The sequence below is a fragment of the Mesorhizobium sp. 128a genome, assembly GCF_053848025.1.
In genome coordinates this window covers 126,820-151,113 of sequence record NZ_JBSPKY010000017.1, presented here as the reverse complement: position 1 = coordinate 151,113, position 24,294 = coordinate 126,820, and the positions used below count along the sequence as shown (strand labels likewise).

22 protein-coding genes are annotated in these 24,294 nt (G+C 65.0%); 9 read left to right on the top strand and 13 right to left on the bottom strand.

Going from position 1 to position 24,294, the window contains the following annotated elements:
* Positions 1-45 precede the first annotated feature (45 nt).
* From ACWTU9_RS25390 to ACWTU9_RS25340, 11 genes are all read right to left on the bottom strand, one after another.
* Entirely contained in the window at positions 46-1,380 is a 1,335-nt protein-coding gene (locus ACWTU9_RS25390; RefSeq protein ID WP_455860694.1) for an amylo-alpha-1,6-glucosidase, read from the bottom strand.
* Positions 1,381-1,402: 22 nt separating this feature from the next.
* The gene (locus ACWTU9_RS25385) at positions 1,403-2,443 is read right to left on the bottom strand and encodes an ABC transporter ATP-binding protein (RefSeq protein ID WP_455860693.1); all 1,041 of its coding nucleotides are present in this window, start codon (positions 2,441-2,443) and stop codon (positions 1,403-1,405) included.
* A gap of 21 nt (positions 2,444-2,464) precedes the next feature.
* Positions 2,465-3,310, bottom strand: a complete 846-nt coding sequence (locus tag ACWTU9_RS25380; protein ID WP_454573637.1) for a carbohydrate ABC transporter permease — start codon at positions 3,308-3,310, stop codon at positions 2,465-2,467.
* Positions 3,307-4,152 (bottom strand): carbohydrate ABC transporter permease, encoded by an 846-nt coding sequence (locus tag ACWTU9_RS25375; RefSeq protein ID WP_455860692.1) that lies wholly within the window; start codon positions 4,150-4,152, stop codon positions 3,307-3,309. The genes ACWTU9_RS25380 and ACWTU9_RS25375 overlap by 4 nt, the downstream gene beginning before the upstream one ends.
* Positions 4,153-4,225: 73 nt before the next feature.
* Positions 4,226-5,494: an ABC transporter substrate-binding protein gene (locus tag ACWTU9_RS25370; RefSeq protein WP_455860691.1), complete on the bottom strand. Its 1,269-nt coding sequence runs from the start codon at positions 5,492-5,494 to the stop codon at positions 4,226-4,228.
* Between the two features lie 84 nt (positions 5,495-5,578).
* Positions 5,579-6,628, bottom strand: coding sequence for a substrate-binding domain-containing protein (locus tag ACWTU9_RS25365; RefSeq protein WP_455860690.1), 1,050 nt, complete (start codon positions 6,626-6,628; stop codon positions 5,579-5,581).
* Between the two features lie 315 nt (positions 6,629-6,943).
* Positions 6,944-7,960, bottom strand: a complete 1,017-nt coding sequence (locus ACWTU9_RS25360; protein WP_455860689.1) for an isopenicillin N synthase family dioxygenase — start codon at positions 7,958-7,960, stop codon at positions 6,944-6,946.
* A 145-nt stretch (positions 7,961-8,105) separates the two neighbouring features.
* Positions 8,106-8,762 (bottom strand): methionine ABC transporter permease, encoded by a 657-nt coding sequence (locus ACWTU9_RS25355; protein WP_455860688.1) that lies wholly within the window; start codon positions 8,760-8,762, stop codon positions 8,106-8,108.
* Positions 8,743-9,831: a methionine ABC transporter ATP-binding protein gene (locus ACWTU9_RS25350; RefSeq protein WP_455860687.1), complete on the bottom strand. Its 1,089-nt coding sequence runs from the start codon at positions 9,829-9,831 to the stop codon at positions 8,743-8,745. The genes ACWTU9_RS25355 and ACWTU9_RS25350 overlap by 20 nt, the downstream gene beginning before the upstream one ends.
* 185 nt (positions 9,832-10,016) lie before the next feature.
* Positions 10,017-10,871 (bottom strand): MetQ/NlpA family lipoprotein, encoded by an 855-nt coding sequence (locus ACWTU9_RS25345; protein WP_455860686.1) that lies wholly within the window; start codon positions 10,869-10,871, stop codon positions 10,017-10,019.
* Between the two features lie 172 nt (positions 10,872-11,043).
* Positions 11,044-11,727 (bottom strand): SDR family NAD(P)-dependent oxidoreductase, encoded by a 684-nt coding sequence (locus tag ACWTU9_RS25340; protein WP_455860685.1) that lies wholly within the window; start codon positions 11,725-11,727, stop codon positions 11,044-11,046.
* Positions 11,728-11,968: 241 nt separating this feature from the next.
* Here ACWTU9_RS25340 and ACWTU9_RS25335 point away from each other — a divergent pair, with 241 nt between their 5' ends.
* Positions 11,969-13,084, top strand: coding sequence for an anhydro-N-acetylmuramic acid kinase (locus ACWTU9_RS25335; protein ID WP_455860684.1), 1,116 nt, complete (start codon positions 11,969-11,971; stop codon positions 13,082-13,084).
* Here ACWTU9_RS25335 and ACWTU9_RS25330 read toward each other — a convergent pair.
* Positions 13,081-13,506, bottom strand: coding sequence for a GNAT family N-acetyltransferase (locus ACWTU9_RS25330; RefSeq protein WP_455860683.1), 426 nt, complete (start codon positions 13,504-13,506; stop codon positions 13,081-13,083). The two genes, ACWTU9_RS25335 and ACWTU9_RS25330, sit on opposite strands and share 4 nt — an antisense overlap.
* A gap of 107 nt (positions 13,507-13,613) precedes the next feature.
* On the opposite strand from ACWTU9_RS25330, the gene ACWTU9_RS25325 reads away from it, so the two are divergent.
* Together ACWTU9_RS25325 and ACWTU9_RS25320 are read left to right on the top strand one after the other, a co-directional pair.
* Positions 13,614-14,033 (top strand): GFA family protein, encoded by a 420-nt coding sequence (locus tag ACWTU9_RS25325; protein ID WP_455860682.1) that lies wholly within the window; start codon positions 13,614-13,616, stop codon positions 14,031-14,033.
* A gap of 52 nt (positions 14,034-14,085) precedes the next feature.
* On the top strand, positions 14,086-15,006 hold the full coding sequence (locus tag ACWTU9_RS25320; RefSeq protein ID WP_455860700.1) for a sigma-70 family RNA polymerase sigma factor: 921 nt from the start codon (positions 14,086-14,088) through the stop codon (positions 15,004-15,006).
* A 9-nt stretch (positions 15,007-15,015) separates the two neighbouring features.
* Here the strand turns inward: ACWTU9_RS25320 and ACWTU9_RS25315 are convergent, their stop codons facing one another.
* Positions 15,016-16,182 carry an MFS transporter gene (locus tag ACWTU9_RS25315; RefSeq protein WP_455860681.1) on the bottom strand — a complete coding sequence of 389 codons (1,167 nt, stop codon included), beginning with the start codon at positions 16,180-16,182 and terminating at the stop codon, positions 15,016-15,018.
* 48 nt (positions 16,183-16,230) lie between these two features.
* Between ACWTU9_RS25315 and ACWTU9_RS25310 the strand changes: the two genes are divergently transcribed.
* From ACWTU9_RS25310 to ACWTU9_RS25285, 6 genes are all read left to right on the top strand, one after another.
* Positions 16,231-16,770, top strand: a complete 540-nt coding sequence (locus tag ACWTU9_RS25310; RefSeq protein ID WP_455860680.1) for an Lrp/AsnC family transcriptional regulator — start codon at positions 16,231-16,233, stop codon at positions 16,768-16,770.
* 95 nt (positions 16,771-16,865) lie between these two features.
* A complete protein-coding gene (locus ACWTU9_RS25305) occupies positions 16,866-18,278 on the top strand; it encodes an SWIM zinc finger family protein (protein WP_455860679.1) in 1,413 nt (470 codons plus the stop codon).
* Positions 18,275-19,696 (top strand): DUF5691 domain-containing protein, encoded by a 1,422-nt coding sequence (locus tag ACWTU9_RS25300; RefSeq protein WP_455860678.1) that lies wholly within the window; start codon positions 18,275-18,277, stop codon positions 19,694-19,696. The genes ACWTU9_RS25305 and ACWTU9_RS25300 overlap by 4 nt, the downstream gene beginning before the upstream one ends.
* A gap of 19 nt (positions 19,697-19,715) precedes the next feature.
* Positions 19,716-20,795 carry an ATP-binding protein gene (locus ACWTU9_RS25295; protein ID WP_455860677.1) on the top strand — a complete coding sequence of 360 codons (1,080 nt, stop codon included), beginning with the start codon at positions 19,716-19,718 and terminating at the stop codon, positions 20,793-20,795.
* A gap of 4 nt (positions 20,796-20,799) precedes the next feature.
* Positions 20,800-23,049: a DUF5682 family protein gene (locus tag ACWTU9_RS25290; protein WP_455860676.1), complete on the top strand. Its 2,250-nt coding sequence runs from the start codon at positions 20,800-20,802 to the stop codon at positions 23,047-23,049.
* A 2-nt stretch (positions 23,050-23,051) separates the two neighbouring features.
* Positions 23,052-24,281 (top strand): VWA domain-containing protein, encoded by a 1,230-nt coding sequence (locus ACWTU9_RS25285; protein WP_455860675.1) that lies wholly within the window; start codon positions 23,052-23,054, stop codon positions 24,279-24,281.
* Positions 24,282-24,294: the final 13 nt, after the last annotated feature.

Below are 24,294 nucleotides of genomic sequence, written 5' to 3'. Positions count from 1 at the left end.
AAACCACTTCGCTGCGCCCCTGCCGTCTCTCCAGGCGTCCAAAGCCTAATAACGCAACAGGCCCACAAGGGGAGAAGGCAAGAGAGGTGGCGCTCGCAAAAATTCGATCACCATCGCCGCCGTCCAGGTGAAGCGGCCGCCGCCGAGCGGTTCGCCGGTGAGCGGATCGTAGTACTCGGCAAAGCCGCTCTCGCCGATCAGGTCGAGGCTGGACCGGGTGATGCGCCGGGCGGCTTCGGCGTGGCCGGCAACAGCGAGGCCGTCAGCGATCATGTAGTTGACCACCAGCCAGACCGGGCCGCGCCAGTAGCGCTTGGCGTCGAGCCGCGGATCATCGGGATCGTGTGACGGCACGACGTAGCGCGCTCTGCCGGCAAGACGCTCGACGCGTGCCGCGAGCGCCGCCGCGCGAGGTTCTGGAATTGCCGCAAAGGCGGCCAAAATGCCGCCAACCGAGGCGCTGTCGATCAGCTTGCCGGTGACGCGGTCGAGACAGAGATATTGGCCGTGCGCCTCGCTCCACAGCCGCTCCATTGCCGCCAGACCCTTTTTGGCGCGCGCGCGGTTGGCTTCCGCTATCTTCGATTCGCCGACCGCCTCGGCGAGATCGGCAAGATCGGCGCAGGCACGGATCAGGATGGCGTTGAAGCCAGGGTCGACGACCTGGAACGGCGAGGCGTCATGCAGCCTGGCATTGTCCCAGCCGAGTGCGCGAAAATGCTGTAGCAGCCAGAGATAGCGGTCGTACTGATCTTTCGTCGGGCGATGCGCCGGATCGGCGTGCAGCGTGTCACGGCGTGTATAGGGCTCGACGCCTTCGGTCGGCACGCGCTCGAAGGCATCGTCCCAGTCGATCGAATTGTCGCGGCCGGACTCCCAGGGATGGATGATGGCGACCAGTCCTTCGCCCTTGGGGTCGCGGTTTGCGTAGAACCAGCGGTGCCAGGCATCGATCTTCGGCAGCAACGCGCGGGCCCGCTCAGCCGCCAGCTTCCCGTCCCTGGCGCGGTCGAACAGGCGGCGCACGGCAAAGCCGGCGACGGCGGGCTGGGTGATGCCGGAGGTGGCGGTCGGGCGGTTGGTTTGCCAGACATCGGGCCCGGGAAAATAGCCGTCGTTCCAGACATGGAAGATGATGTGCGGCACCATGCCGTCCGGCCATTGATGGGCGAACAAAGTGTCGATCTCGGTCCAGGCGCGCGCCTCGTCGTAATGAGCGAGACCAAGCGCGGTCAGGCAGGAATCCCAGTTCCACTGGAAGGGATAGAGGCCCTTGGTCGGGATGGTGTAGGCGCCTTGGTCGTTTTCCCTGAGCACCTCGACGGCGCGGGCGATGGTTTCGTCGACGACTAGTGAAGTCATGCCAGCAAGTGAAGTCATGGAAGGCATTGGTCTTTCTGGTTCAAACGGCGTTGGTGGTTTCGGGATCGAACCAGCGGATGCGGTCGGGTTTGGGCGCCAGGCGCAGTTGCTCGCCGACCTTGACGCTGGCATTCGATTCCAGGATGGCGCGGAACAGGCCGCCCTCGACATCGCAAGTGACCAGCGTGTGCGGCCCAAGCGGCTCGATGACGCGCACGGTGGCGAGCAGGCCCTCGCTGCCGGCGTCGACGTCTTCGGGGCGGATGGCGAATTCGATTTTCTGCCTGTCCGATTTCGGACCGGGCAATGTCAGCCCGGCGACGATCCAGCTGCCGTTTGCGGCCTTGGTCGCCGGGATGAAGTTCATCGGCGGGTTGCCGATGAAGGAGCCGACAAAGCGGGCGGCCGGGTTGCGGTAAACCTCGACCGGTGAAGCCGCCTGGACGATACGGCCCTGATGCATGACGGCGATGCGGTCGGCGAGGCTCATCGCCTCGACCTGGTCGTGGGTGACATAGATGGTCGTGGTCTTCGACGCCGCCAGCACGCCCTTGAGCTCGGCGCGCATTTCGAGCCTGAGCAGCGCGTCGAGGTTCGACAGCGGCTCATCCATCAGGATGACGTCGGGCTCCATGGCGAGCGCGCGGGCGACCGCGACGCGCTGGCGCTGGCCGCCGGACAGTTGGCCTGAGTAACGCTTCAACAGTTGGTCGATATGCATGAGCTCGGCGGTGCGGTTGACGCGGCGCTCGACATCGGCCTGCTGCAGCTTCTTCATTCGCAGGCCGAAGGCGATGTTTTCGAACACGGTCAGATGCGGGAACACGGCGTAATTCTGGAACACCATGGCGATGCCGCGCTCGCGCGGCGGCAGGTGGTCGACGCGGCGGCCACCGATCCAGACCTCGCCCTGGCTCGGTGTCTCCAGTCCGGCGACGATGCGCAGCAGCGTGGTCTTGCCGCAGCCGGAGGCGCCGAGCAGCACCATGAATTCCTGGTCGGCGATGCTGAGATCGACCTGATGCAAAGCGGTGAAGCCACCGAAGCGCTTGGCCACGCCCTTGATCGCGATTTCAGCCATGAGCCTTCTCCGTGTCGCATGTCATCGGTTGGCGATCCCCCACATGGCGAACAGATATTTGCGGACGGCGAAGATGAAGATCAGCGCCGGCACGACCAGAGCCGCGCCACCGGCGAATTTGAGATAGAGCGGCGACTCGCCGAGGCTCTGCAAAAGGAACGCGGTCAGCGTGCGGTTCTCGATGGTGAGCACGGCGGCCGCGAACACCTCGTTCCAGGAGATGGTGAAGGCGAATACGGCCGACGCCGCGATGCCGGGCAAGGCCAGCGGCAGGATCACTTTGCGAAAGGCCTGCAGCCTGGTGCAGCCGAGCGTCCAGGCGGCCTCCTCCAGTTCGACCGGAATGCCGGAAAACAGCGAGAAGGTGATCAGCACGGCGAAAGGCAGCGCCAGCGTGGTGTGGACCAGCGCCAGGCCGATCGCGGTGTCGTCGAGGCCGGTGCGGATGAACATCACCGCCAGCGGCAATGCCAGCAGCGGCAGCGGGAAAGCCCGCGTCATCAGCACCAGGAAACGGAACGTGCCCTTGCCCGGAAAGTCGAAGCGCGACAGCGCGTAGCCGGCCGGCGCGCCGAAGCCGATCGACAGGATCATCGTCAGCGTGGCGACGAGAACCGAGTTCCACAACGCTTTGGCGACACCGGCGAAATTGACGAAGAAGGACAGACTGCCGAGATCGAAGGCGGGGAAGAAACGCTTGGGGAAAGCGGTCACCTGATCCGGCGACGACAGAGCGTTGACGATCAGGAGATAGATCGGCAGCAGCACCCAGACGCTAAGCAGAATGGCCGTGGCGACAAGCAGCCAGTCGCCGGCTTTGCGGGCATCGGTGTTCGCGGCTGTTGGGGTTTGCGTGACCGCACTCATATGCGCGCCTCTTTGGGCACACGCAGCACCCTGAGGAAGAACAGCGTGAAGCCGATCGAGATGGCGAGGATGAGCAGCGCCGAGGCTGCGGCGACATTGCGATCCTGCAAGGTGAATTGCCAGTTGTAGGTCTCGCCCATCAGCACCGGCAGGTTGGTGCCGCCAAGGGCTGCGACAACGGCGAAGACCTCGAAGGCGAGGATGACGCGCAGGATGATCGCCGTCTGCAGGCTGGGGCGCAGCAGCGGCAGCGTGATGCGCACGAAGCGCTTCCATGGGCCGGCGCCGAACACTTCCGCCGCCTCGTAATACTCCTTCGGGATCAGCCCCATACCGGCGACGAGGATGACCATCATGATGGCCGTGGCGCGCCAGATCTCGGCCAGCGCCACGGCAATGAAGATGGTGAGCTTGCTCTGGTAGCCGAGGAACATGATGGGACGGTCGACGACGCCGAGATGGGAGAGCAAAGTGTTGAGGAAGCCGGACTGGTCGAAGATGGCAAGCCAGATCAGGCCGGCGGCGAGATCGGAAATGCCGAGCGGAATGGCAAAGATATAAAGCGCTGCACTGCGCCCGGTCTCCAGCCGCGACACCACTGACGCCATCAGCAGCGCCATGACGAGCTGGATCGGCACGACGATGGATGCCAGCAGCAGTGTGTTGCGTACAGTGACCGGGAACTTCCAACTGCCGGCCATGGTGCGAAAATTGTCGAGGGTGAAGGTGCCGTCGCGAGTTATCGCCTCGAAGGCGACCAGCACGAACGGGTAGAGGAAGAAGACGCACAGGAACAGGGTCGCCGGCATCAGCAGCAGATAGGGCAGAGCCTTCCCATGCATGGTGTTGTCCTTACGATGCTGCGGTCAGGGCGCCCGGAGTGCAACAAACTCCGGACGCCCCCTTGGGAGGATTCTAGTCGACAGGGCAGGCGCCCGTGGATGGCTTGTCCGGCGCCCAGCAGGGCGCCTTGGCCTGGTCGATGATCGCCTTGAGTGCCGCCGCCTGCTCTTCGAGCACGCCATGCACGTCCTCGCCGCCGAGCACGATGCGCTCGAAGGAGTCAGTGTAGACCTGGTTGAACTTGCCGCCGAGATCGCCAAGCCCCATCGGCAGCAGCGCCGGCAGCGCGTCGGGCGCGCCGGTCATGGTGGCGATCGCCGGGCCGAAAGCCTTGACCGAGGCCGGCATGTCGTCGGGCAGCTTGACCTCGATGACCGGGAAGAAATTGGTCGCTTTCAGCGTCGCGATCTGCGTCTCCGGCTTCAGCATATAGGCTACCAGCGCCTTGGCCTTATCGACGTCAGGCGAGGTTTTTGGAATGGCGACACCGGCGACCACCGGCATGAAGCCGCGGCCGGCCGGACCCGCAGGCGCCGGGAAGGCGACGAACTCGTCCGGCTTCTGGTTGAAGGCATCGGCGAGCCGCGCGACATGGTCGAACGCCACCCAGACTTCACCCGACAGCAGTGGCTCCTGCATGAAGGCATAGTTGGTCGAATTCGGGTTGGTGTACTGCCATAGCTCCTTGAACTTGTTCCAGGCGGTCTCGGCCTCCGGCGAGCGGAACTTGGTCACCATCGAACCGGTGTAGGACGGGTAGAGAAACCCTTCGAAGAAGCGGTGCTTCAGCCCTTTCGGACCAGCGGGAAAACCGAATTTCGGCGAACCGGTTTTCTCGGCAATGTTCTTGGACCATTCGATCAGCTGATCATAAGTGATGGTGTTGAGGTCGGTGCCGGCGGGCAAATATTGCAGCGCCTGCTTGTTGGCGGCCATCAGATAGGTGGCCTGCATCCAGGGCAAGTATTTCTGCTCGCCGGTGCCGAGCATGCCGAGCTTCTTGTAGGCCTCGTTGACCTTGATCCCGCCGACATCGACAGCTGAGAGATCGACAAGGTTGGCGCCGACGGTGGAGAAGTCGCCGTGCAAGCCGCCAAGCAGGCCGATGGTGCCGGTGCCGGCCTGCAGTTCGGCCTGCAGGCGGGTGAGCCAGGGACCGTCCTCGGCGACCTGGTAGTCGACGGCGCCATCAAAGCCTTTCAGCACCTCGTCGCGCATCTTCTGGGTTTCTTCGACCGGACGCGCCTGCGTCGACCAGAACAGTACCTGCTGCGCCCGCGCGCCGCCCGCGGCGAGCGACAGCGCCAGCGCGGCGCCCGCCAATGTCCTCAACATCTTCATCATCTTCCTCCCTGGATGTGCGCCGTCGTTGCGGCGTCAGCTTCTTGTCTTTGTTTCGTGCATGTCGTCGTCCCAAAACCGAGGTCACTTTTGGGCGACATGCACTGGTGCAGGTCCGTGGCTCGCCCGCGGCACCAGCGTCGGCCGGATCAGCCGCGTCAGCGGCGCGGCCGGCTTTTCGGCGATAACGGTGAGCAGCATGTCGGCGATCTCGCGTGCGCACTGGCGGATCGAGGCGTCGAAAGTGGTGAGGCCTGGCGGCGCATAGGCCGAGGCGACGACATTGTCGAAGCCGATGACCGAGAGATCGCGCGGCACGCTGAGGCCGGCGCGCGCCGCCTCCTCCATCACTGTCAGCGCCAGTTCGTCGAACAAGGCGATGATAGCGGTTGGCCGCTCGGGCTGCTGCAGCATGCGATTGACCGCCTGGATGCGGGCGCCGCGGTCGAAGCGCGGCGCCGTCGCCACGTCAAGGCGCACGGATGGGTCGCCGCGCCGGCCGATGGCGGCAGCAAGGCCGTCCTGCCGCAGATGCCGGAAGGTCATCGGCTCGGAAATCGTCACCAAGCCGAAATGGCGGTGGCCGAGTTCGTAGAGCATGTCGAAGGCCTCGCCGAAGGCATGCGCGCCATCGGTGTCGAGCCAGTTGTAGGCAAAATCGCCATCGAGCAGCCGGCCATGGGCGACGAAGGGAAAGCCACGCTCGCGCAGATAGGCAAGCCGCTCGTCGACCTCGGCGATGCGGGTGACGACGACGCCGTCGGCGCGTCCGGACTCGACGACATGCCGCAACACCGACAGTTCCGAATGGCCAAGCGCGGCGGTAGCAAGGATGAGGTCGGCGCCATGCGACACCAGCCCTTCGCCAAGCCCGGTGACGAACTCGCCGAGGAAGGAATCGACCAGGTTCGGGCCTCTGACCGGCAGCACCAGACCGACAAAGCCGCTGCGGCCGGAGACAAGCGTTCGCGCCGCGGTGTTGGGGACGTAGCCGGCCTGGCGCGCGGCGTGCGCGACACGCTCGCGTGTCTTCAGCGCGATCTGCTCATGCCCCGCAAGCGCCCGCGACACCGTCGTGATCGACAGGTCGAGGCTCGCCGCAAGCTCCTTCAGCGTGGTGACGCGCGTTGACAATCGTTCCTCCCGGACGAGCAGTTGAAACGTTTGTAATACCCTCCGAGAAAATTGCAAACGTTTTAAATCATGCCTGAGACGGAACGACGGCTATCTCGTGAATCGGCGGAACCCTTGGATAAAGAAAGGCCGGGCGCGAAAGCGGCCCGGCCAAAAAAGAAGGTCAAGAACCTTCAGAGGGGAACACCGTCCAGCGGAATGGGAGGAAACCGCCGAACGATATTTGTTATATGGGCGTCTCAATTGCGGTTTGCGACGAACGGCGTTCTAAAAAGAGCCCTGAATCCAGAAATTCCGTTCCTCCCTTCGACAGACTTAAGCCGACGCGCCGGTCTCCAACAGATCGGCATAGTGCCGGCGCGCCACGTCGGGATGAGAGCGCAGCCGGCTTTTCAGCACATTGGTGCCGACATTGCGAAACAGCGGATTGTCAGGATCGCTGGCTGGCCCGCGCGCCTCGGCCGCCAGCTCCTCGGGCAGGTCGAGCAACGGTATCGTGGCGTCGAGGCGGGCGCTGAAGAAGAACGGCACCGAAATCCGCTCGACACCGGCCGGCGGTGTCAGCACGCGGTGGACGGTTGCCCTGAGATACCCGTTTGACGCCAGTTCGAGCAGTTCGCCGATGTTGACCACCAGCGTGTCTGGCAACGGATCGACATTGACCCAGCTGCCATCATATTCGACCTGCAGCCCCTTGTTTTCGTCCTGCAGCAAAAGGGTCAGGAAGCCGCCATCCTTGTGCGCGCCGACGCCCTGGTCGTCGCCGGTGGCATCGCGGCCGGGGTAGCGCACGATCTTCATGCGATGGTTGGGCTCGGTCCGGTAGATCGGATCGAAGGCGTCCTCGGCCTGGTCCAACGACAAGGCGAAAGCCCTGAGCAGCCGGATCGCCACGGCGGTTGCCTTGGTCTGCCAGGCCAGCAGCGCCGGCTTCAGCTCGGGCAGTGCTGCCGGCCACTGGTTCGGCCCTTGCAGCCGCGTCCAGGCGGGCACGCCGGGGCCTTGCGCGATGGCGGGGCGTTCGACGCCGATGTCGAGCTGCTCGCGCCAGTCGGCCTTGCCTTTGGTCAGTTCGCCGCCGGCGCGCGTATAGCCACGGAACTGCGAGGATTTGACCATTTCGATGGCCAGCTTGTCGGCTTCCGGCAGGGCAAAGAACCGGCGCGAGGCGTCGAGCACCTCCGCCGTATCGGCGGCCGATATGCCGTGGCCGGTCAAATAGAAGAAGCCGACGTCGCGCGCGGCCGTGCGCAGGTCGAACAGAAACGTTCGTCGCTCGGAAGCGCCCTGTTCGAGGCGGCTGAGATCGAGCACGGGTACGATTCTGGGCATGGTCAAGCTCCTTGTTTGCCGGCCCCGCTGTCACGGTGGCACGCAGACTGGTCCAATCAAAGCAATGCGCAATCCAATCTCGAGGCGAATGAAGAACGCCGGCGCTGATTTTTGCAGCCTGCAGGCAAATAATGTTCGGGGATGCTCATGCGCGGCGGTCCAGCCTGGCAACCAGACGGTCGCCGACCCACTGGATGCCGCAGACGAGGATGATCAGCACGATGACCACGGCGACCATGACGCTGGTCTCAAAACGCTGGTAGCCATAGCGGATAGCGAGATCGCCAAGCCCGCCGGCACCGATGGCGCCGGCCATGGCCGAGGCGCCGATCAGCGTCACCAGCGTCACGGTGAAACCGGCAACGATGCCGGGCAGCGCTTCCGGCACCAGCACCTCGCGGATGATCGTCCAGCGGTTGCCGCCCATGGCGCGCGCCGCCTCGATCAGCCCGCGATCGACTTCGCGCAGCGACACTTCGGCGATGCGGGCATAGTAGGGCGTGGCAGCGATCGACAGCGGCACGATGGCCGCCCAGGTGCCGATCGAAGTGCCGACGATCAGCCGCGTTACCGGGATCAGCGCCACCAGCAAGATGATGAAGGGCACCGAGCGGAAGCCGTTGATGACCGCGCCGAGCGCGCGGTTCACCCACAGGCTTTCGGCGATGCCGCCGCGTTCGGTGGCAATCAGTGCCAGGCCGAGCGGCAGGCCGAAGACCAGCGAGATGAGGCCCGACGCCGCCGTCATCAGGATCGTTTCCCAGATCGAACGCAGCAGAAGCTCAAACAGAACAGGCGACATGGCCAAGCACCTCCACCCGCGCGTCACGGGACTTCAGGAATGCGAGCACTTTGCTCAGATGATTTTCATCGCTGCCCGCCACCGCCACAAACAGCGTGCCGACAGGCTGCTGCTGGACATGGTCGATGCCGCCATGCACCAGACGGAACGGACCCGGCACCGCAACCGCGAGGTCAGAGAGCAGCGGTGCCCGTGCGGCCTCGCCGGCGACGTCGATCCTGAGAATAAGTTCGGCACCGGAGCCCGGGACAAGCCGGCCGGCAATCTCGGCCGGCAGTTGCGGGCGGATGGCGCCGAGCAGGCTTATGGTGATTTCGGAGCGCGGCTCGGCAAAGACCGACCACACAGGCCCCTGTTCGACAATGCGTCCGGCATCGATCACCGCGACGCGGTCGGCGATCGAGCGGATCACCTCCATCTCGTGGGTGATGAGCAGGATGGTCAGGCCGAGCTGCCGGTTGATGTCTTTCAGCAGAGCCAGGATCGAGCGCGTCGTCTCGGGGTCGAGTGCCGAGGTCGCTTCGTCGGACAGCAAGAGCGCCGGGCGCGCCGCCAGTGCCCGGGCAATGCCGACACGCTGCTTCTGACCGCCCGACAGGGAGGACGGGTAGGCCTTCGCTTTCTCCGAGAGGCCGACGAGGTCGAGCAGTTCGGCGGCGCGAGCCAGCCGCTCGGCCCTGGGGCGGCCCTCGATCTTCAGCGGCAGCGCGACATTGTCCTCGACGGTCTTGGCCGACAGCAGATTGAAGTGCTGGAAGATCATGCCGATGCGCCGTCGCAACGGTTGCAATTCACGCTCGCCGAGCCGGCCGATCTCGCGGCCCTCGATGAAGACCTCGCCGGAATCGGGCCGCTCCAGCCCGTTGAGGCAGCGGATCAGCGTCGACTTGCCGGCGCCGCTGCGGCCGATGATGCCGAGGATCTCGCCCTTGCGCACCGTCAGCGACACGCCGTCGAGCGCAGGCGTCACGCCGAAGCGGCGCCTGAGATCGACAAGGCGGACCACATCATCCTGCCCGGCCGATATGTCGACCGGATGGTGTAGTTCGGCCGTGACGTGCTGGTTCATTTCACTGTCCGTTTTCGAGCGTTTCGCCGTTTTCATGAAAACGGCGAAGCGCTCTATCTCTTTGTTTTTACGCAATTCCGTACGGAAAACCGCGCACACTTTTCCTGGAATTGCTCTAGCGGTGCACAAATGCGACGGCGGCCCGCTCAAAAGCGGACCGCCTGCTCCCGATAGCCAGGCGCCGATCAATAGGCGCTGATCCCGGTGCCTTTGTAGACCTTGTCGAACTCGGCCTTGACCGCCTCGTTCTGGTAGGAGGCGACCAGCGTCTTCACCCAGGCCTCGTTCTCACTGCCGGATTTGACGGCGATGAAGTTGCGGTAGGGATTGTCGGCCACCGGCTCCTGCGCGATGCGGTTGTCGGGACCGAGACCGCTCTTCAGAGCCCAGTCGGTGTTGACGACGGCCGCATCGAGATCCTCGACCGAGCGCCCGACAATGCCGGCGTCGAGCTCCTTGATGACGACCTTCTTCGGGTTCTCGGCAATGTCGGCGGTCGTCGCCAGGATACCGGTGCCGTCCTTCAGCTTGATCACGCCTTCATTCTGCAGCACGCGCAGCGCGCGGCCTTCATTGGAGGGGTCGTTGGGCAGGCCGATGACGGCGCCTTCAGGTAGGTCGGCAACCTTGGTGTATTTCTTGGAGTAGAGGCCGATCGGCCAGACGCCGGTGTAGCCGACGCGCACGATATGATACCCTTGAGTCTTGATCTGGTTATCGAGATAGGGCTGGTGCTGGAAGGCGTTGGCGTCGATCTCGCCGCGCTCGAGTGCCTCGTTGGGCTGGGTGTAGTCGTTGAACACGACTGTCTCGACGGTCAGGCCTTTTTCAGCGGCTTGGGCGACGACGACGCGCCAGACATCCTCATCCTCGCCGCTGATGATGCCGACCTTGATCGCCTTCTTGTCTTCGGCGAAAGACGGCGTCGGCCCCGCTAAGCCGACAAGCGTGACAGCCGATGCGAAAAGTGCCGCAAGGGCAGCTCGCCGGCTGAGTGCTGATAAAAGAACAGATTTGGAAGCGTTTTCGCGTTCGGACATTGTCGATCCCTCGTAATCCTGAAGTCATTGCGGCCTAGTGGAATACCAAGCCTTGACTACATCATCGGCAATGCTGCCTGCCGGATCAAAGAACCGCATTTCTTCTCAAACACGAAGCCGGGAATATTCTCTCAAAGATTTCGCACTTGCGAGAACGGCCCTGCCTAACCGATCAGAATGTCTCCACAAAGGGCCGTAGCTCGACCTCGAAGCTCCAGGCGCTGCGATGCTGGCGGTGGACCGCGAAATAGGTCTCGGCGATCGCATCGGGCGACAGCTGGCTATCGGGCCGTTCCGGCTTCTTCCCAACCGGCTCGATCTGGCCGTCGATGATGAAATGCGCGACATGGATGTTCTTCGGACCAAGTTCGCGCGCCATCGACTGCGCCAGGCCGCGCAGGCCGAATTTCGGCATGGCAAAGCCGGCGGAGCCGGGAAAACCCTTGATGCTGGCGGACGCGCCGGTGAACAGGATCGAGCCGGAGCCGCGCGCAAGCAGCCGCCGCGCCGCCTGCTGGCCGACCAGGAAGCCGCCATAGGCGCCGACCAGCAGCGCCTGCTTGACGGCATCGGGGTCGACCTCGGCGATCGGGCCGCGCGTGCGGCCGCTGGCGTTGAACACCGCCAGCGCGAGCGGCCCTTGTTTGTCGGCCGCCTCGAACAGGCTTGCGACGGAAGCGGGATCGGCAACGTCGGTTTCGACGGCCAGCGCACCGGTCTCCTCGACCAGCGCCGCCAACTTGGCCGTGTTGCGGGCGGCCAGCACGACGCGATAGCCCTCTTTGGTAAGTAGACGCGCCAACGAGGCGCTCAGGCCTGCGCCCGCGCCGGCGATCACTGCAACTTCGGATGCCATCTCATTCTCCCTGACGATTCTGCGTATAGACGTTCGGCCCGATGCCGGTGTCGCTTGTCACATAGCTGGCGTCTTGAGCGGCAAGAGACAAGAACAGCGTTGCTCGATTTTCGCCGTTCGGTGAAAAACGCTGCCGGCAAGTTCGAAGCATCGGCGTCGGCCAAGGTCTTGCCTGGCGGGCCAATCCGTCCGACACGTGATTCCTGTTGGAATCGCAAACGGTGTCGCAAGGGAATCGACCATGGAACCAATCTGGGCCGTCGGCCTGATGACCGGCACCGTGCTTGACGGCAATATCGACGTCGCGCTGATCAAGACCGATGGCGAGCGCATAGCCGATTTCGGCACCTATACGCTGGCCCCCTACCCCGCAGCGATCCGCGCCTTGCTGGAGGAGACGCTGCACCAGGCCCGGGTGTGGAATTTCGACGGGCCGGAGCCGGCGATCTTTGCCGAAGCCGAGGCGGCGCTGACGCGAGCGCAGTCGGCTGCGGTGAAAGATCTCGTCGAAAGCTACGGGCTGACCATGGCCGATATCGGCGTCGTCGGCTTCCACGGCCAGACGGTGCTGCATCGCGCCCCGCAGCCAGGACGGCGCGGCGATACACGCCAGCTGGGCGACGGCGAGCTGATGCATGCCATCCTGGGCGCAAAGGTCGCCTACGACTTCCGCTCGGCCGATGTACGCGCCGGCGGCCAAGGTGCGCCGCTGGCGGCCGCCTATCACGCCGCGCTGTTGAAGGAGGCCGATGCCAGTGGCGATACCGCCGTGCTCAATCTCGGCGGTGTCGGCAACATCACCTGGTGGGACGGCAAGGACACCATCATCGCCTTCGATACTGGCCCGGCCAACGCGCCGCTCAATGATTTCATCAAGGCGAAGGGTCTCGGTGAGATGGACCGTGACGGCGCGCTGGGTGCGGCCGGGACGGTCGATGAGGCGAGATTGGCCAGATTGCTTGAGCACCCTTATCTGACCAAGCCCTACCCGAAATCGCTCGACCGTTTCGACTTCACCGCTGATATGGCTGAAGGGCTTGGCGTCGAGGATGGCGCGGCGACGCTGACGGCCTTCACCGTCTCGGCGGTCGGCAAGGCGCTGGACCTGTTGCCGCGCCGGCCGAAGCGGCTGGCGGTCAGCGGCGGCGGCCGGCACAATCCGACGATGATGGCGATGCTTGGCCGCCGCGCCGGCGTCGAGGTGGTGCAAGCCGAAACGCTGGGCTGGAAGGGCGATGCGGTCGAAGCCGAGTGCTTTGCCTTCCTCGCGGTGCGCGTTTTGCGCGGCTTGCCGATCAGCTTTCCCAGCACCACCGGCGCGCCGCGGCCGCTGCAAGGCGGAAGGCTCGCCGGCTAGACGACCAACGTCTTCTGCAGGAAGACGCGGCTGCGTCCCATCGGAAAATCCGGCAGCGTGCCGAAGGGCCGATAACCCTGCCGCTCATAGACCTTGGCCGCGATGGGATTGAATGTGTCGATCCAGGCGTTCCGGCACCCGCGCGCCACTGCCTCGCGCTCGGCCGCGCCCAGCATGTCGCTGGCTATATGCCGGCCGCGCAGGCGTTCATCGACCCAAAGCCACTGCACATAGAGCCAGCCCCAGGCGGTGTAGCCCGAAATGCCGGCGACGACGGCGCCCTCCTCGTCGCGCACGAAGACGGCGAGCTGCTTGCGGCCGGACGCGCCGACATCGCTGTCATTGAACGCCGCCAGCCGTTCGGCCAGGAAGGCGAGGTCCTCGGCCAAGGGCTCGGCGGTGGTCTCAAGGGTCGTTTTCACTGCTTTGTCCATCTTGATGCCAGTCCACGTATCCTTTTCCCGTCGCCATACGTCTTGGATGTTGGCCGGCAATAGTGCCGGCCGGCAAACAGCGGAGAACGCGGGCAATGCTGAAAACCTATGCTGGAAGCTGCCATTGCGGCAAAGTCCGTTTCGAGGCGGATATCGACGTTAGCCAGGGAACCGTCAAATGCAATTGCTCTATATGCACCAAGACGCGTTCCTGGGTGGGTTTCGTCGGCCCCCAGCACTATCGCCTGATGTCGGGAGCGGATGCGCAGACAGAATATCAGTGGACGCCACCAGGCAGGGAGCGGCCCAGCGTCGAGTATCATTTCTGCGCGACCTGCGGCACGCGCCTGCCGGCACGAGGCGATATTCCAGAGCTTGGCGGCATCGTCTTCGCCATTCCGATGGCCGCTCTCGACGGCATCGATCCGCAGGAGCTTGCGGCAGCGCCGGTGATGTATGTCGACGGCAGGCACGATCGCTTCGACCGGCCTCCCGATGACATCAGGCTGATGTAAGATGGCCAGATCTCTCAACGCCTGCTTCGGCGACGCAGCTGACCGGGACGGCATGACGATGACGCCAAGACTTGACCCCGCAGGGCTCTTCGACATGCGCTATGCCGCATTCCTGGAAACGGTGGTGCATCTGCGTGAACGGCTGCATCGCTATTGCGCGCGCATGACGGGATCCGTGATCGATGCCGAAGACGTCATGCAGGAAGCGCTGTTCGAGGCCTATCGCAAGATCGAGACACTCGACGACCACGCTGCGCTTCGGCCATGGCTGTTTCGCATCGCGCACAACCGCTGTATCGATTTTCTGCGCAGCCGGCAGGCGCGCAGGCGCGCTGAAGCCGGTTTCGCGGAAGACGAGATCATCCTGCCGGCCGAGCCGGCAGGCCACGGCGCCGGTCGCGCGATCGAACGGCTGGTGATCCACCTGCCGCCAAAGGAACGCGCCTGCGTCCTGCTGAAGGATGTCTTTGACCATTCGCTGGAAGAGATTGCCGATCTCGTCGGTTCGACGGTGGGCGGCGTCAAAGCGGCGTTGAGCCGTGGCCGTGCCAAGCTGGCCGTGTTGCCGACGGAGCCGGCTGTCCGTTCAGAACCCCGGCCAGATCCGCAGCTTGCAAGATTGCTGAGCCGCTATGTCGAACTCTTCAACCGCCGTGACTGGGATGGCGTGCGGGCATTGACCAGCGCCGACGCGCAGCTGCAGGTTTCGGATTGCTTCAGGGGCAGATTGTCGCAATCGCCCTATTTCATCGAATATGAGAAGGGCCGGATGAACTGGACGATGGCGATCGGCGCGGTTGATGTCGAGACCGTGCTACTCGTGCTCCATCGAGGCGAAAGCGGCTGGCAACCGGCCTATCCGGTTCGGGTAGAAGCGACCGACGGGGTCATCAACCACATCAGCGACTACTATGCCTGTCCTTGGCTGATCCCGATGGCGGACACGGTTGTCGTGCTGCCCCAATCTACCTGAGCAACGCCGTCAACCCGGCGAACGCCAGTTCCCCGCTGCTGCAGCGATCAGCATCAGCAAGGCGGCGACGATGGCGCAGGCGGCAAAGCCGAATGTCGAATAAAGCGGCCCGAAGCTGGTGGTGCCGATAAAGACGGCGAGATAGGTCACCGAGCTGTTCAGGCCCATGATGGTGCCACGGCGCGACGGATCGAGCGCGGTGAGGCGCATCACCAGCACGTTCAGGCCGAAGTGATTGGCAAGGCCCCATATGGCGATCATGGCCAGAATCAACGCGAAATTGCTGCTTGCCAGCGCAATCGCAACATAGACGACGGCGACCAGCAGATAGGCGAAAGGCATGACGCGCCGGGCGCCGATGCGGTCGATGACGCCATCGAGAAAGGCTGCCGTGCCGAAGCCGGCGCCATAGGCGAGCGCGGCGAGCGCGTTGGCGCTGACAGGCTCACCGAGATCCTGATGCAGATGATCGCCGAGATAGCCGTAGACGCCGTAAAAAGCAGTCATGAAGGCGGTGCAGGCGATGAGCAGCGGCACGATGCCGGGAATGGCCAGCGCACCGAACGGCGTCGGCGCCGGGCCGCTCTTCCTGACGTCACTGAGCGAGGTCATCGACAAGGCAGCGAGCGCAATGCCTGAAAGCACCGCGACGGCGGCGAAGACGGCGCGCCAGTGCACAAGGTCGGCAAGCACGGCCGACAGCGAGACGCCGGCCACCATGGACACTGTCCAGCCGGTCAGCACGACGCCGATCGTGCCGCTTTCGCGGCCGGGCGGCGCGATCGCCGCCGCACTGGCATAGATTGCCGGCATGGCAACGCCGGCGGCGATGCCGGCGATCGCCTGCGCCACGACCAGCGCCATCACCGTCGGCGCCAGGGCGCTGGCGAGAAGCGCCGCCGCCAGCAACAGCAGCGCGCCCTGCAGCATGCGGCGGGCGCCGACGCCGTCGATGTAGCGGGCAAGAAACAGCGCGCTGGCCGAGGTGCCGAGACCAAAGGCAGCCGACGCGGCCATCACCGCCGGCACGCTGGTGCCGAAGGAAGCCGCCACCGCCGGGGCGATCGGACCCAGGACCAGCGAGTTCGAGCCGATGACGGCAATGCAGCCGGTCAGGAGATAGGCCAGCGCGGGGATCGGCTGGTGAAGGGATGCTGCTTGATGCGTGTTCGTCATCAAGGCATAATGACCGAACTAAGTTCCGCGACAATAAGGAATTCCAGTATGGATGAAGAAACAGATGGCATTCCGCTGAACAAGCCTGCGGCCCGGGAGCTGGATGCTACCGACCGAAAAATATTAGGCGTTCTGGTCGACGACGCCACGATCAGCTACGCCGAACTCGGCGAGCGGGTCTGCCTGTCGCCGCCGGCGGCGCATGAGCGGGTGAAGCGGCTGCGGCGCAGCGGCGCCATCCGCGGCACGGCTGTCATCATCGACCCCAACGCGGTCAAGAAGCCGCTGCTCGCCTTCGTTCATGTCGACACCACGGGCTGGGGCAAGACGCCGGAGCTGATGGCGGTTTCTCAATATCCGGAAGTCGAGGAGATCCATTCGGTGGCCGGCGACACCTGCATGCTTCTCAAGGTCCGCACCGAGGACACAAGGGCGCTCGAAGGGCTGCTGGCGCGGCTCTACGAGACGCCCGGCGTCACCTCGACGCGGAGCTATGTGGTGCTGTCGACCTATCTCGAACGGCCGGTGCAACCCGAGATCACCACGCAATGGCCGACGCCCCGGCACATGGCCAGACCGCTGTACTGAGCGACGCTTTTGAACTCTTGCCGGGGCCGCAACAATCCTTCACAAACGGCATCCTATACTGATGCCAGGCATGATTGGGGTACGAGAGGCGCGGCTTGGAATTCGACCTGAAAACCATCGAGGCGCTGGCCCCCGATCAGGCGTCGCTGAGCGCCGCCTCCAAGCTGACCAAGCGCTCGAACTGGCCGCGGCTGGAAAAGAACGAGCAGCAGGCGCTGATCTGGGGGGAATGCCAGGGTTCCGGCTCCAACCCTTATCGCACCGTGGTCGACACTGGCGACCACGGCTACAAATGCACCTGCCCGTCGCGAAAATTTCCGTGCAAGCACACGCTGGCGCTGATGTGGATCGCCGCCACCGCGCCGGCCAGTTTTACATCAGCCGAATCGACGCCGGACTGGGTGAATGACTGGCTTGGCCGGCGTCGAAAGACGACGCCACAGTCGGCTGGCGCAAAGCCGGGCGCCGCAGCCGGCGCGTCCGGCAAGAGCATCGGCGAGGCCTCGCAGCCCGACGAAGACACTGTAATCGAGGACGCTGCCGCAGCGGAGCGCCGCGAGGCGGCGCAGCGCAAGCGGGCGGAAGACACGCGGACGGCGGTGGCGGGAGCGCTGGACGAACTCGACCAGTGGATCGCCGATCAGTTGCGGCTCGGCCTCTCCGCCTTTGCCGATGCCAGCAGCGAGCGCTGCCGCCGGATCGCCGCGCGGCTGGTCGACATGAAGGCAACAGCGCTTGCCGGACGCATCGACGAAATCCCGGCGCGGTTGTTGGCATTACGCAGCGAGGAACGGCCCGATGCGGCGATCCGCGAATTCGGCAAGCTGGTGCTGCTGGCCAAGGCCTGGCGCTCGGCGCCCGACGATCCCGAAATGAAGCGACTGGTGTCGGCATCCGAGACCCGCGACCAGGTGCTGGCCAATCCCGATGCAAAACAGGTCGACAGCCAGTGGGAAGTCATCGGCGAGAAGATCGAGACCCGCCGCGACGGCCTTGTCAGCCATTCGACATGGTTGCTCGATCTGAAAAGCCCAACGCCGCAGTTTGCGCTGCTGCTCGATTTCTTTCCGGCCTCGGCCGGCCGCCGCTCCGCCGCGTTCACGCCCGGCGACCGGTTCGATGCAAGGCTGGTGTTCTATCCGGCGCGCCAGCCGCTGCGCGCGCTGGTGGCGGAGCGCAAGGGCGATGTCATGTCCGGGGCCTGGCCGGATTTCGGCCTACGCGCCATGAAAGATCCGCTGGCGGCGCATGCGTCGCAGCAGGACGTCGCGCCATGGTCCACCGACTTCCCGCTGCTGCTGCCGGCAGGCGCAATCCTGCTCGATGAGCGCGGCGCTGCCTGGTGGCAAGCGGCGCACGATCCGCAAGGGATCGCCCTGCCGGTCGCCGGAACCGTCGATCAGACGGTGCTTGGTCTCGATCTTGCGGCCACGGCAGCACTATGGAACGGCGCGCGGCTCGATCTGCTGGCGGCGCAAAGCGATTTCGGGAGGCTCGATCTGTCATGAACGAGCTCGAACTGACCGGCCTGGCGACGATGCGCGATTGCTGGATCACCGGCGGAACGACATTCGATCTGGCGCCAGCCGCGTGGAAGGAAATCGCCGGCGGCGCAAGCCCGGACGAGCGGGAGCGGCGGCTGTTGGTGATCGCCGCGCAGGCGCTCGATGTCGGCCTGCGGCCGGCCGCGCCGAAGACGCTCAAGCGCCGTCCGCCGCTGCCGAGGCTTGGCCTGCCGCTGCTGCCGGAGCGGCTGCGGCCACTGTTGCGGGCTGCCCTGAAGAACGCCGCCGATGCGCGGCGCAAGTCGCGCGTCGCGACACTTGTCGCCAGCCGAGGCTACGTGCTCCACCCGATGGACTGGATGCCTTCGGCATCAGACCAGAACAGCCCCGACATCTATGCGCCCTGGATCGATTGGCAGGCCAGCTTGGAGGGGCTGAAGATTGCGCCGCAGGAGCAGCTGACGGTGCGGAACTGGGATGACTTTTACCCCGCCGCGCGTCGTAGCGCACTGGCCGAGATGCGCCGCCGCGACCCGGCTGCGGCCCGCGACCTGATCGAAGCCAAGGCGCCGGGCGAACCGGCGGAAGTTCGGCTTGCGCTGATCGAACTCATGCATTTCGGCCTTTCGTCCGAGGACGCGCCCTTCCTGAAAAGCCTGGCCACCGACCGATCCGGCAAGGTGCAGGAGCTGGCGGGCCGGCTGCTGGCAAGGCTGGGCGAGCACACCGGCGATGGCGGAGCCGACGATCCCGTTGCCGAACTCGCCGCCTTCATCGCAGAAGGCAAATCCGGCTTCATCCGCCGCCGCACCACCTACACGCCGGCAAAGTTGAAGTCGCCGGCGCAAGAAAACCGTCGCGTCGAGCTTTTTGCAAGCTGTTACCTGGTCGATCTTGCCGCGCGCTTCGGCAGGACGGAGGCCGATTTCATCGAGGCATGGCAATTCGGTGTCGACGACAAAGCGGATTTGTCTCTCGTCCGGATGGTTGCGGTGTCCGGCAGCGATGCCACGGTGGCGCAGATGGCAGATGCGCTGGCCGACGAGGGCGGCAAGCCGGCGCTTTTCCTCTGCCACCTCATGTTGCGTCTGGACAGCGGCAGGAAGCGCACCCTGGTCAGGCAGATCCTGAAGGACGCGCAAAACCTTGAAGCGCTCAACCTGGTCGAAGCAGCCGAAGCAAGCTGGGTGGAGTGGGGCGATCTGACGAATGGCAAGGCGCTGTCGGTACTGCGTGCCAAGGTCGCGGGGAATGACGAACCCGCGAAGCGAAGCGCGGACCATGCCCTGGAAACGATAGGCTTCCTTGCCACAGCGGCGACGGCGGAACGATTGATCGGCGACATTGTCGCGGCCGGCATGCCGCCGGCGGCGGCTTCACTCGCTTTGCTGCGCCTCAACGCGGCCCTCACCAACACATGACAATCCGGAGTACAGCACAATGAACGCAGTCATCCGTCTCCCCGTCGAGCAGGCTTATTCGTCCGAACTGCAAGCGCTGGCACGCAATGATGATCGGCAAAAACCTGCAGGCTGGACCCTATCGCCAAAGGCCGTGCTGACCTATCTCTTGGGTGGCAAGGCAAGCGACGGCACCGTGATATCGCCGAAATATGTCGGCCGCCGCCGACTGATAGAAACGGCAGTGGCAACACTCGCCACCGATCGCGCACTGCTTTTGCTCGGCGTTCCCGGCACCGCGAAATCCTGGGTGTCGGAACATCTCGCCGCCGCCATCATGGGCAATTCGACGCTGATCGTGCAGTGCACGGCCGGCACCGACGAAAACCAGATCCGCTATGGGTGGAACTATGCGCAGCTGTTGGCCAAGGGGCCGAGCCAGGAAGCCCTGGTGCCGACGCCGCTTTACCGCGCAATGGAGAGCGGCAAGCTGTGCCGACTTGAGGAACTGACACGCATGGGCTCCGACGTGCAGGACACGCTGATCACCGTGCTGTCGGAAAAGATGATGCCGATCCCCGAACTCAACACCTCGATCTACGCCCAGCGCGGCTTCAACATCATCGCCACGGCAAACAACCGCGACAAGGGCGTCAACGAACTGTCCTCGGCGCTGAAGCGCCGCTTCAATGTGGTGGTGCTGCCGCTGCCCGAGGACATGGCCGAAGAGGTGGCGATCGTTGCCAAGCGGGTCGACGAGATGGCCGGCGGGCTCGACCTGCCGGTGCCGAAGAATGTCGGCGAGGAGATCGCCCGCGTGCTGACCATCTTCCGCGAGCTGCGCTCGGGCGCTACATCAGACGGCAAGGTGACGCTGAAGACGCCTTCAGGTTCGCTGTCGACCGCCGAGGCGATCGCCACCATGGTCGGCGGCCTCAGCCAGGCGGCGTGGTTTGACAATGGCAAACTTGGCGCCGAAGGCCTGGCGGCCAGCCTTGTCGGCGCCATCGTCAAGGACCCGGTGCAGGACAAGGTGGTGCTGGAGGAATATCTCGAAACGGTGCTCAAGAAGCGGCCCGACTATGCCGGCTATTACGCGGCGTTGAACGCGGCGATCTGACACCATGGGCGACGTCGCCTTTTTCGGCATCCGCCATCACGGGCCGGGCTCCGCCGACAGCCTGGTGCAGGCGCTGCGGGATTTGCGGCCGGTCGCGGTGCTGATCGAAGGGCCGAGCGACGCGTCCGCCCTGCTGCCGCTGCTGGCGCGTCCGGAAATGCAGCCGCCGGTGGCGCTGCTCTGCTATCCCGAAGACGATCCGGCCGCGACAAGCTTCTGGCCGTTCGCCGAATTCTCGCCGGAATACCAGGCGGCGGTGTGGGCGGTGGAGAACAAGGCGGCGCTCAGGTTCATCGACCTGCCATCGTCGGCGCGGTTCGCGACGGCGACGGATAGCGCCGACAGGACCGATGAGGCCGAAAATACTGAGCCAAAGGATGAAACCGGTGAGGATGGCGAGACCGCATCGCACCGCGATCCGATCGGCACGCTGGCTGCGGCCGCCGGCTATGAGGACGGTGAAAGCTGGTGGGCCGACATCATCGAGCAGAACCCACAGCCGGGGCCTATCTTCGCGGCCATCGCCGATGCGATGACGACACTGCGCGACGGTGAAGGCACAATCGCGCCGTTCGAAGCCAAGCGTGAGGCGCATATGCGGCTGGAAATCGCTGCGGCGCGCAAGGAGTTCGACGGACCGATCGCCGTCGTCTGCGGCGCATGGCACGTGCCGGCTTTGCAGGCCGCACACACACAGAAGAACGACCAGGCGCTCATCAAGGGAATTGCCCGGCGCAAGAGCATCATGACATGGGCGCCATGGACGGGACCGCGCCTGGCGCTGGGCTATGGCTATGGCGCCGGCGTCGTCGCGCCTGGCTGGTGCAAACATCTGTGGCGCACGCGCGATCGGCGCGATGCCGCGACGCTATGGCTGGCGATGATTGCGGCGGTGCTGCGGGCGAAGGGCCATCTGGTCTCGACGGCGTCGCTGATCGAGGCCGAGCGGCTTGCCCGCACACTGGCCGCCATTCGCGAGCGGCCGAAACCCGGCTTCGAGGAATTGCGCGACGCGGCAATCGCGGCGCTGTTCAACGGCGAAGCGGTGCTGTGGGCGCTGGTCGAGGCCGAGCTGCTGCTGGGTGCCGATGTCGGCGAGATTCCGCCCGACACGCCGCTGGCGCCGCTGATCGAGGATTTGCAGCGCAACCAGAAGGCGGCGCGGCTGAAGCCGGAGGCGCTGGAGCGCGAACTGTCCGTCGATTTGCGCAGCGAAAGTGGGCTGTTTCGCTCGACCTTGCTGCACCGGCTGAACGTGCTCGGTGTGCAGTGGGGCAGGCTGGCTGATGCCGGCCGCAGCCGTGGCACGTTTCGCGAAAAATGGACGCTGGCCTGGGAGCCGGAATATGCCGTGCGCCTGGTCGAAAATCTGATCTATGGCCCGACCATCGAAAAGGCCGCCAATAGCCGCCTGATCCAGATGCTCGGCGCGGCCGCCAGCCTCGACACGCTGGCAGCACTTGTCCAGAGCGCCATCACGGCGGATTTGTCGGAAGCCTCGAGCGCCGGCCTTGCGGCGCTCGAGGCGCGCGCGGCGCACAGCAGCGAATGCCTGGAGATGCTGGCCTCGGTGCCGCCGCTTGCCGACATCATCCGCTATGGCGAAGCGCGCAAGACCGAAACCAACCGGCTGTCCGGTTTGTTGGAACGGCTGATCGTCGAGGGCGCGATCGCGCTGCCCTATGCGGTGCGCGACCTGGACGAGCAGGCCGCCACGACGCTGGTCGGCGCGGTGCGCAAGGCCGACGCGGCGATCCGCCTGGTCGAGCCTGGCGAAGGTGTGCTCGACGCCTGGCGCAACGGGCTGACGGGCGTGCTGGAGGGGCAGCGTTCGACAGCGCTGCTCGCCGGCTGCGCCGCGCATCTACTCTACGAAGCCGGCCAGCTGTCGGCGGAGGATGCCGCCGGACTACTTGGGCGCCGGCTGTCGCCGGGGACTCCGGTGGCACAGGCGGCGGGTTTCTTCGAAGGTTTCTTCAGCACCGCTGGCCAGCGGCTAATCTATGATGAGGGCCTGCGCGGCGCTGTCGATGCGTGGCTGAAATCCCTCGACGAGGATGCCTTCATCGCGCATCTGCCGCTGCTGCGCCGCGTCTTCTCCAATTTGGACAGCATGGAGCGTCGCCGGCTGATCGAAGCCGTGCTCGGCCGCACCGCCAGGCTGCCGGCCGGGCTGATGCCGGCGCCGGATGGTGGCGAGGCCTGGCGCCGGCACCTGGAGAAGCTTGGGCCCTTGCTGGCGGGCGGAGTATGACGATGGACGACGATGAAAACGTGGAAGGCTCGGCCACTGTATCGGCCGATGGCGAACGCGAGCGCCGCTGGCGGCTGGCGATCGGCGCCGATGACGAGGCCTCGTCAGCCCTGTCCAGCGACGACAAAAAACTGTCGTCGGCGCTCGATGCGCTTTACGGCGACGGCGCGAGTGCCGATGCCGACCCGCGCAAGCGGCGCGGCGGGCTCGGCCGCTCGGCGCCGCGCGTCGCGCAATGGATGGGCGATATCCGTTCGTTCTTTCCGGCGCAGGTCGTCCAGATCGTGCAGAAGGATGCCTTCGAACGGCTGAACCTGAAGCAGATGCTGATGGAGCCGGAATTCCTCAAGGCGATCGAGGCGGACGTTAATCTCGTCGCCGACCTGATTTCGCTGCGCTCGGTGATGCCGGCCAAGACCAAGGACATTGCCCGCAGCATCATCGCCGATATCGTCGCCAAGCTGATGCAGCGGCTGGAGCAGAAGACCGCCGAAGCGATCCGTGGCGCGCTCGACCGCTCGCGGCGCACCAACCGCCCGCGTCAGCGCGACATAGACTGGCCGCGCACCATCTCGGCCAATCTTCGCCATTACCAGCCCGAGCACAAAACCATCGTGCCGGAAAAACTCGTCGGCTTCATGCGCAAGCAGCGCCGGCTGGTCGATCTCGACGAGGTGGTTCTGTGCGTCGACCAGTCCGGATCGATGGCGAGTTCGGTGATCTATGCCTCGATCTTCGCCGCCGTGATGGCCTCGCTGCCGGTGGTGCGCACCAAGCTCGTCTGTTTCGACACCGCCATCGTCGACCTGACCGACGAGCTCAGCGACCCCGTTGAAGTGCTCTTCGGCGTGCAGCTTGGCGGCGGCACCGACATCAACCAGGCGGTTGCCTATTGCGCAGACCGGATCGAGCGGCCGACCAAGTCCCACTTCGTGCTGATCACCGACCTCTATGAGGGCGGGAACGGCCAGGAATTGCTGCGGCGGCTGGCGGCGCTGGTGCGGTCCGGCGTCAATGTCGTCGTGTTGCTGGCGCTGACCGATCAGGGCCGGCCGGGCTACGATCCGGCGATGTCGGCCTCGGTCGCGGCGCTTGGCATTCCGGTCTTCGCCTGCACGCCGGACCTGTTCCCGGACATGATGGCGGCGGCGTTGCGGCGCGAGGATATCGGCGCATGGGCGGCGGGCGCCGACATCAAGCTGATCCGAGCCGAGACGGAGACGCCGCAATAAGACCGGTCGCGCC

Excerpts from the sequence above, each read along its gene's own strand:
- ACWTU9_RS25380 (WP_454573637.1), bottom strand. The coding sequence starts at position 3,310 with ATGAGTGCGGTCACGCAAACCCCAACAGCCGCGAACACCGATGCCCGC.
- ACWTU9_RS25295 (WP_455860677.1), top strand. The coding sequence starts at position 19,716 with ATGAACGCAGTCATCCGTCTCCCCGTCGAGCAGGCTTATTCGTCCGAA.
- ACWTU9_RS25390 (WP_455860694.1), bottom strand. The coding sequence starts at position 1,380 with ATGACTTCACTTGCTGGCATGACTTCACTAGTCGTCGACGAAACCATC.
- ACWTU9_RS25325 (WP_455860682.1), top strand. The coding sequence starts at position 13,614 with ATGCTGAAAACCTATGCTGGAAGCTGCCATTGCGGCAAAGTCCGTTTC.
- ACWTU9_RS25370 (WP_455860691.1), bottom strand. The coding sequence starts at position 5,494 with ATGAAGATGTTGAGGACATTGGCGGGCGCCGCGCTGGCGCTGTCGCTC.
- ACWTU9_RS25340 (WP_455860685.1), bottom strand. The coding sequence starts at position 11,727 with ATGGCATCCGAAGTTGCAGTGATCGCCGGCGCGGGCGCAGGCCTGAGC.
- ACWTU9_RS25350 (WP_455860687.1), bottom strand. The coding sequence starts at position 9,831 with ATGAACCAGCACGTCACGGCCGAACTACACCATCCGGTCGACATATCG.
- ACWTU9_RS25345 (WP_455860686.1), bottom strand. The coding sequence starts at position 10,871 with ATGTCCGAACGCGAAAACGCTTCCAAATCTGTTCTTTTATCAGCACTC.
- ACWTU9_RS25290 (WP_455860676.1), top strand. The coding sequence starts at position 20,800 with ATGGGCGACGTCGCCTTTTTCGGCATCCGCCATCACGGGCCGGGCTCC.
- ACWTU9_RS25315 (WP_455860681.1), bottom strand. The coding sequence starts at position 16,182 with ATGACGAACACGCATCAAGCAGCATCCCTTCACCAGCCGATCCCCGCG.
- ACWTU9_RS25300 (WP_455860678.1), top strand. The coding sequence starts at position 18,275 with ATGAACGAGCTCGAACTGACCGGCCTGGCGACGATGCGCGATTGCTGG.
- ACWTU9_RS25285 (WP_455860675.1), top strand. The coding sequence starts at position 23,052 with ATGGACGACGATGAAAACGTGGAAGGCTCGGCCACTGTATCGGCCGAT.
- ACWTU9_RS25360 (WP_455860689.1), bottom strand. The coding sequence starts at position 7,960 with ATGCCCAGAATCGTACCCGTGCTCGATCTCAGCCGCCTCGAACAGGGC.
- ACWTU9_RS25385 (WP_455860693.1), bottom strand. The coding sequence starts at position 2,443 with ATGGCTGAAATCGCGATCAAGGGCGTGGCCAAGCGCTTCGGTGGCTTC.
- ACWTU9_RS25310 (WP_455860680.1), top strand. The coding sequence starts at position 16,231 with ATGGATGAAGAAACAGATGGCATTCCGCTGAACAAGCCTGCGGCCCGG.
- ACWTU9_RS25335 (WP_455860684.1), top strand. The coding sequence starts at position 11,969 with ATGGAACCAATCTGGGCCGTCGGCCTGATGACCGGCACCGTGCTTGAC.
- ACWTU9_RS25320 (WP_455860700.1), top strand. The coding sequence starts at position 14,086 with ATGACGATGACGCCAAGACTTGACCCCGCAGGGCTCTTCGACATGCGC.
- ACWTU9_RS25375 (WP_455860692.1), bottom strand. The coding sequence starts at position 4,152 with ATGCATGGGAAGGCTCTGCCCTATCTGCTGCTGATGCCGGCGACCCTG.
- ACWTU9_RS25355 (WP_455860688.1), bottom strand. The coding sequence starts at position 8,762 with ATGTCGCCTGTTCTGTTTGAGCTTCTGCTGCGTTCGATCTGGGAAACG.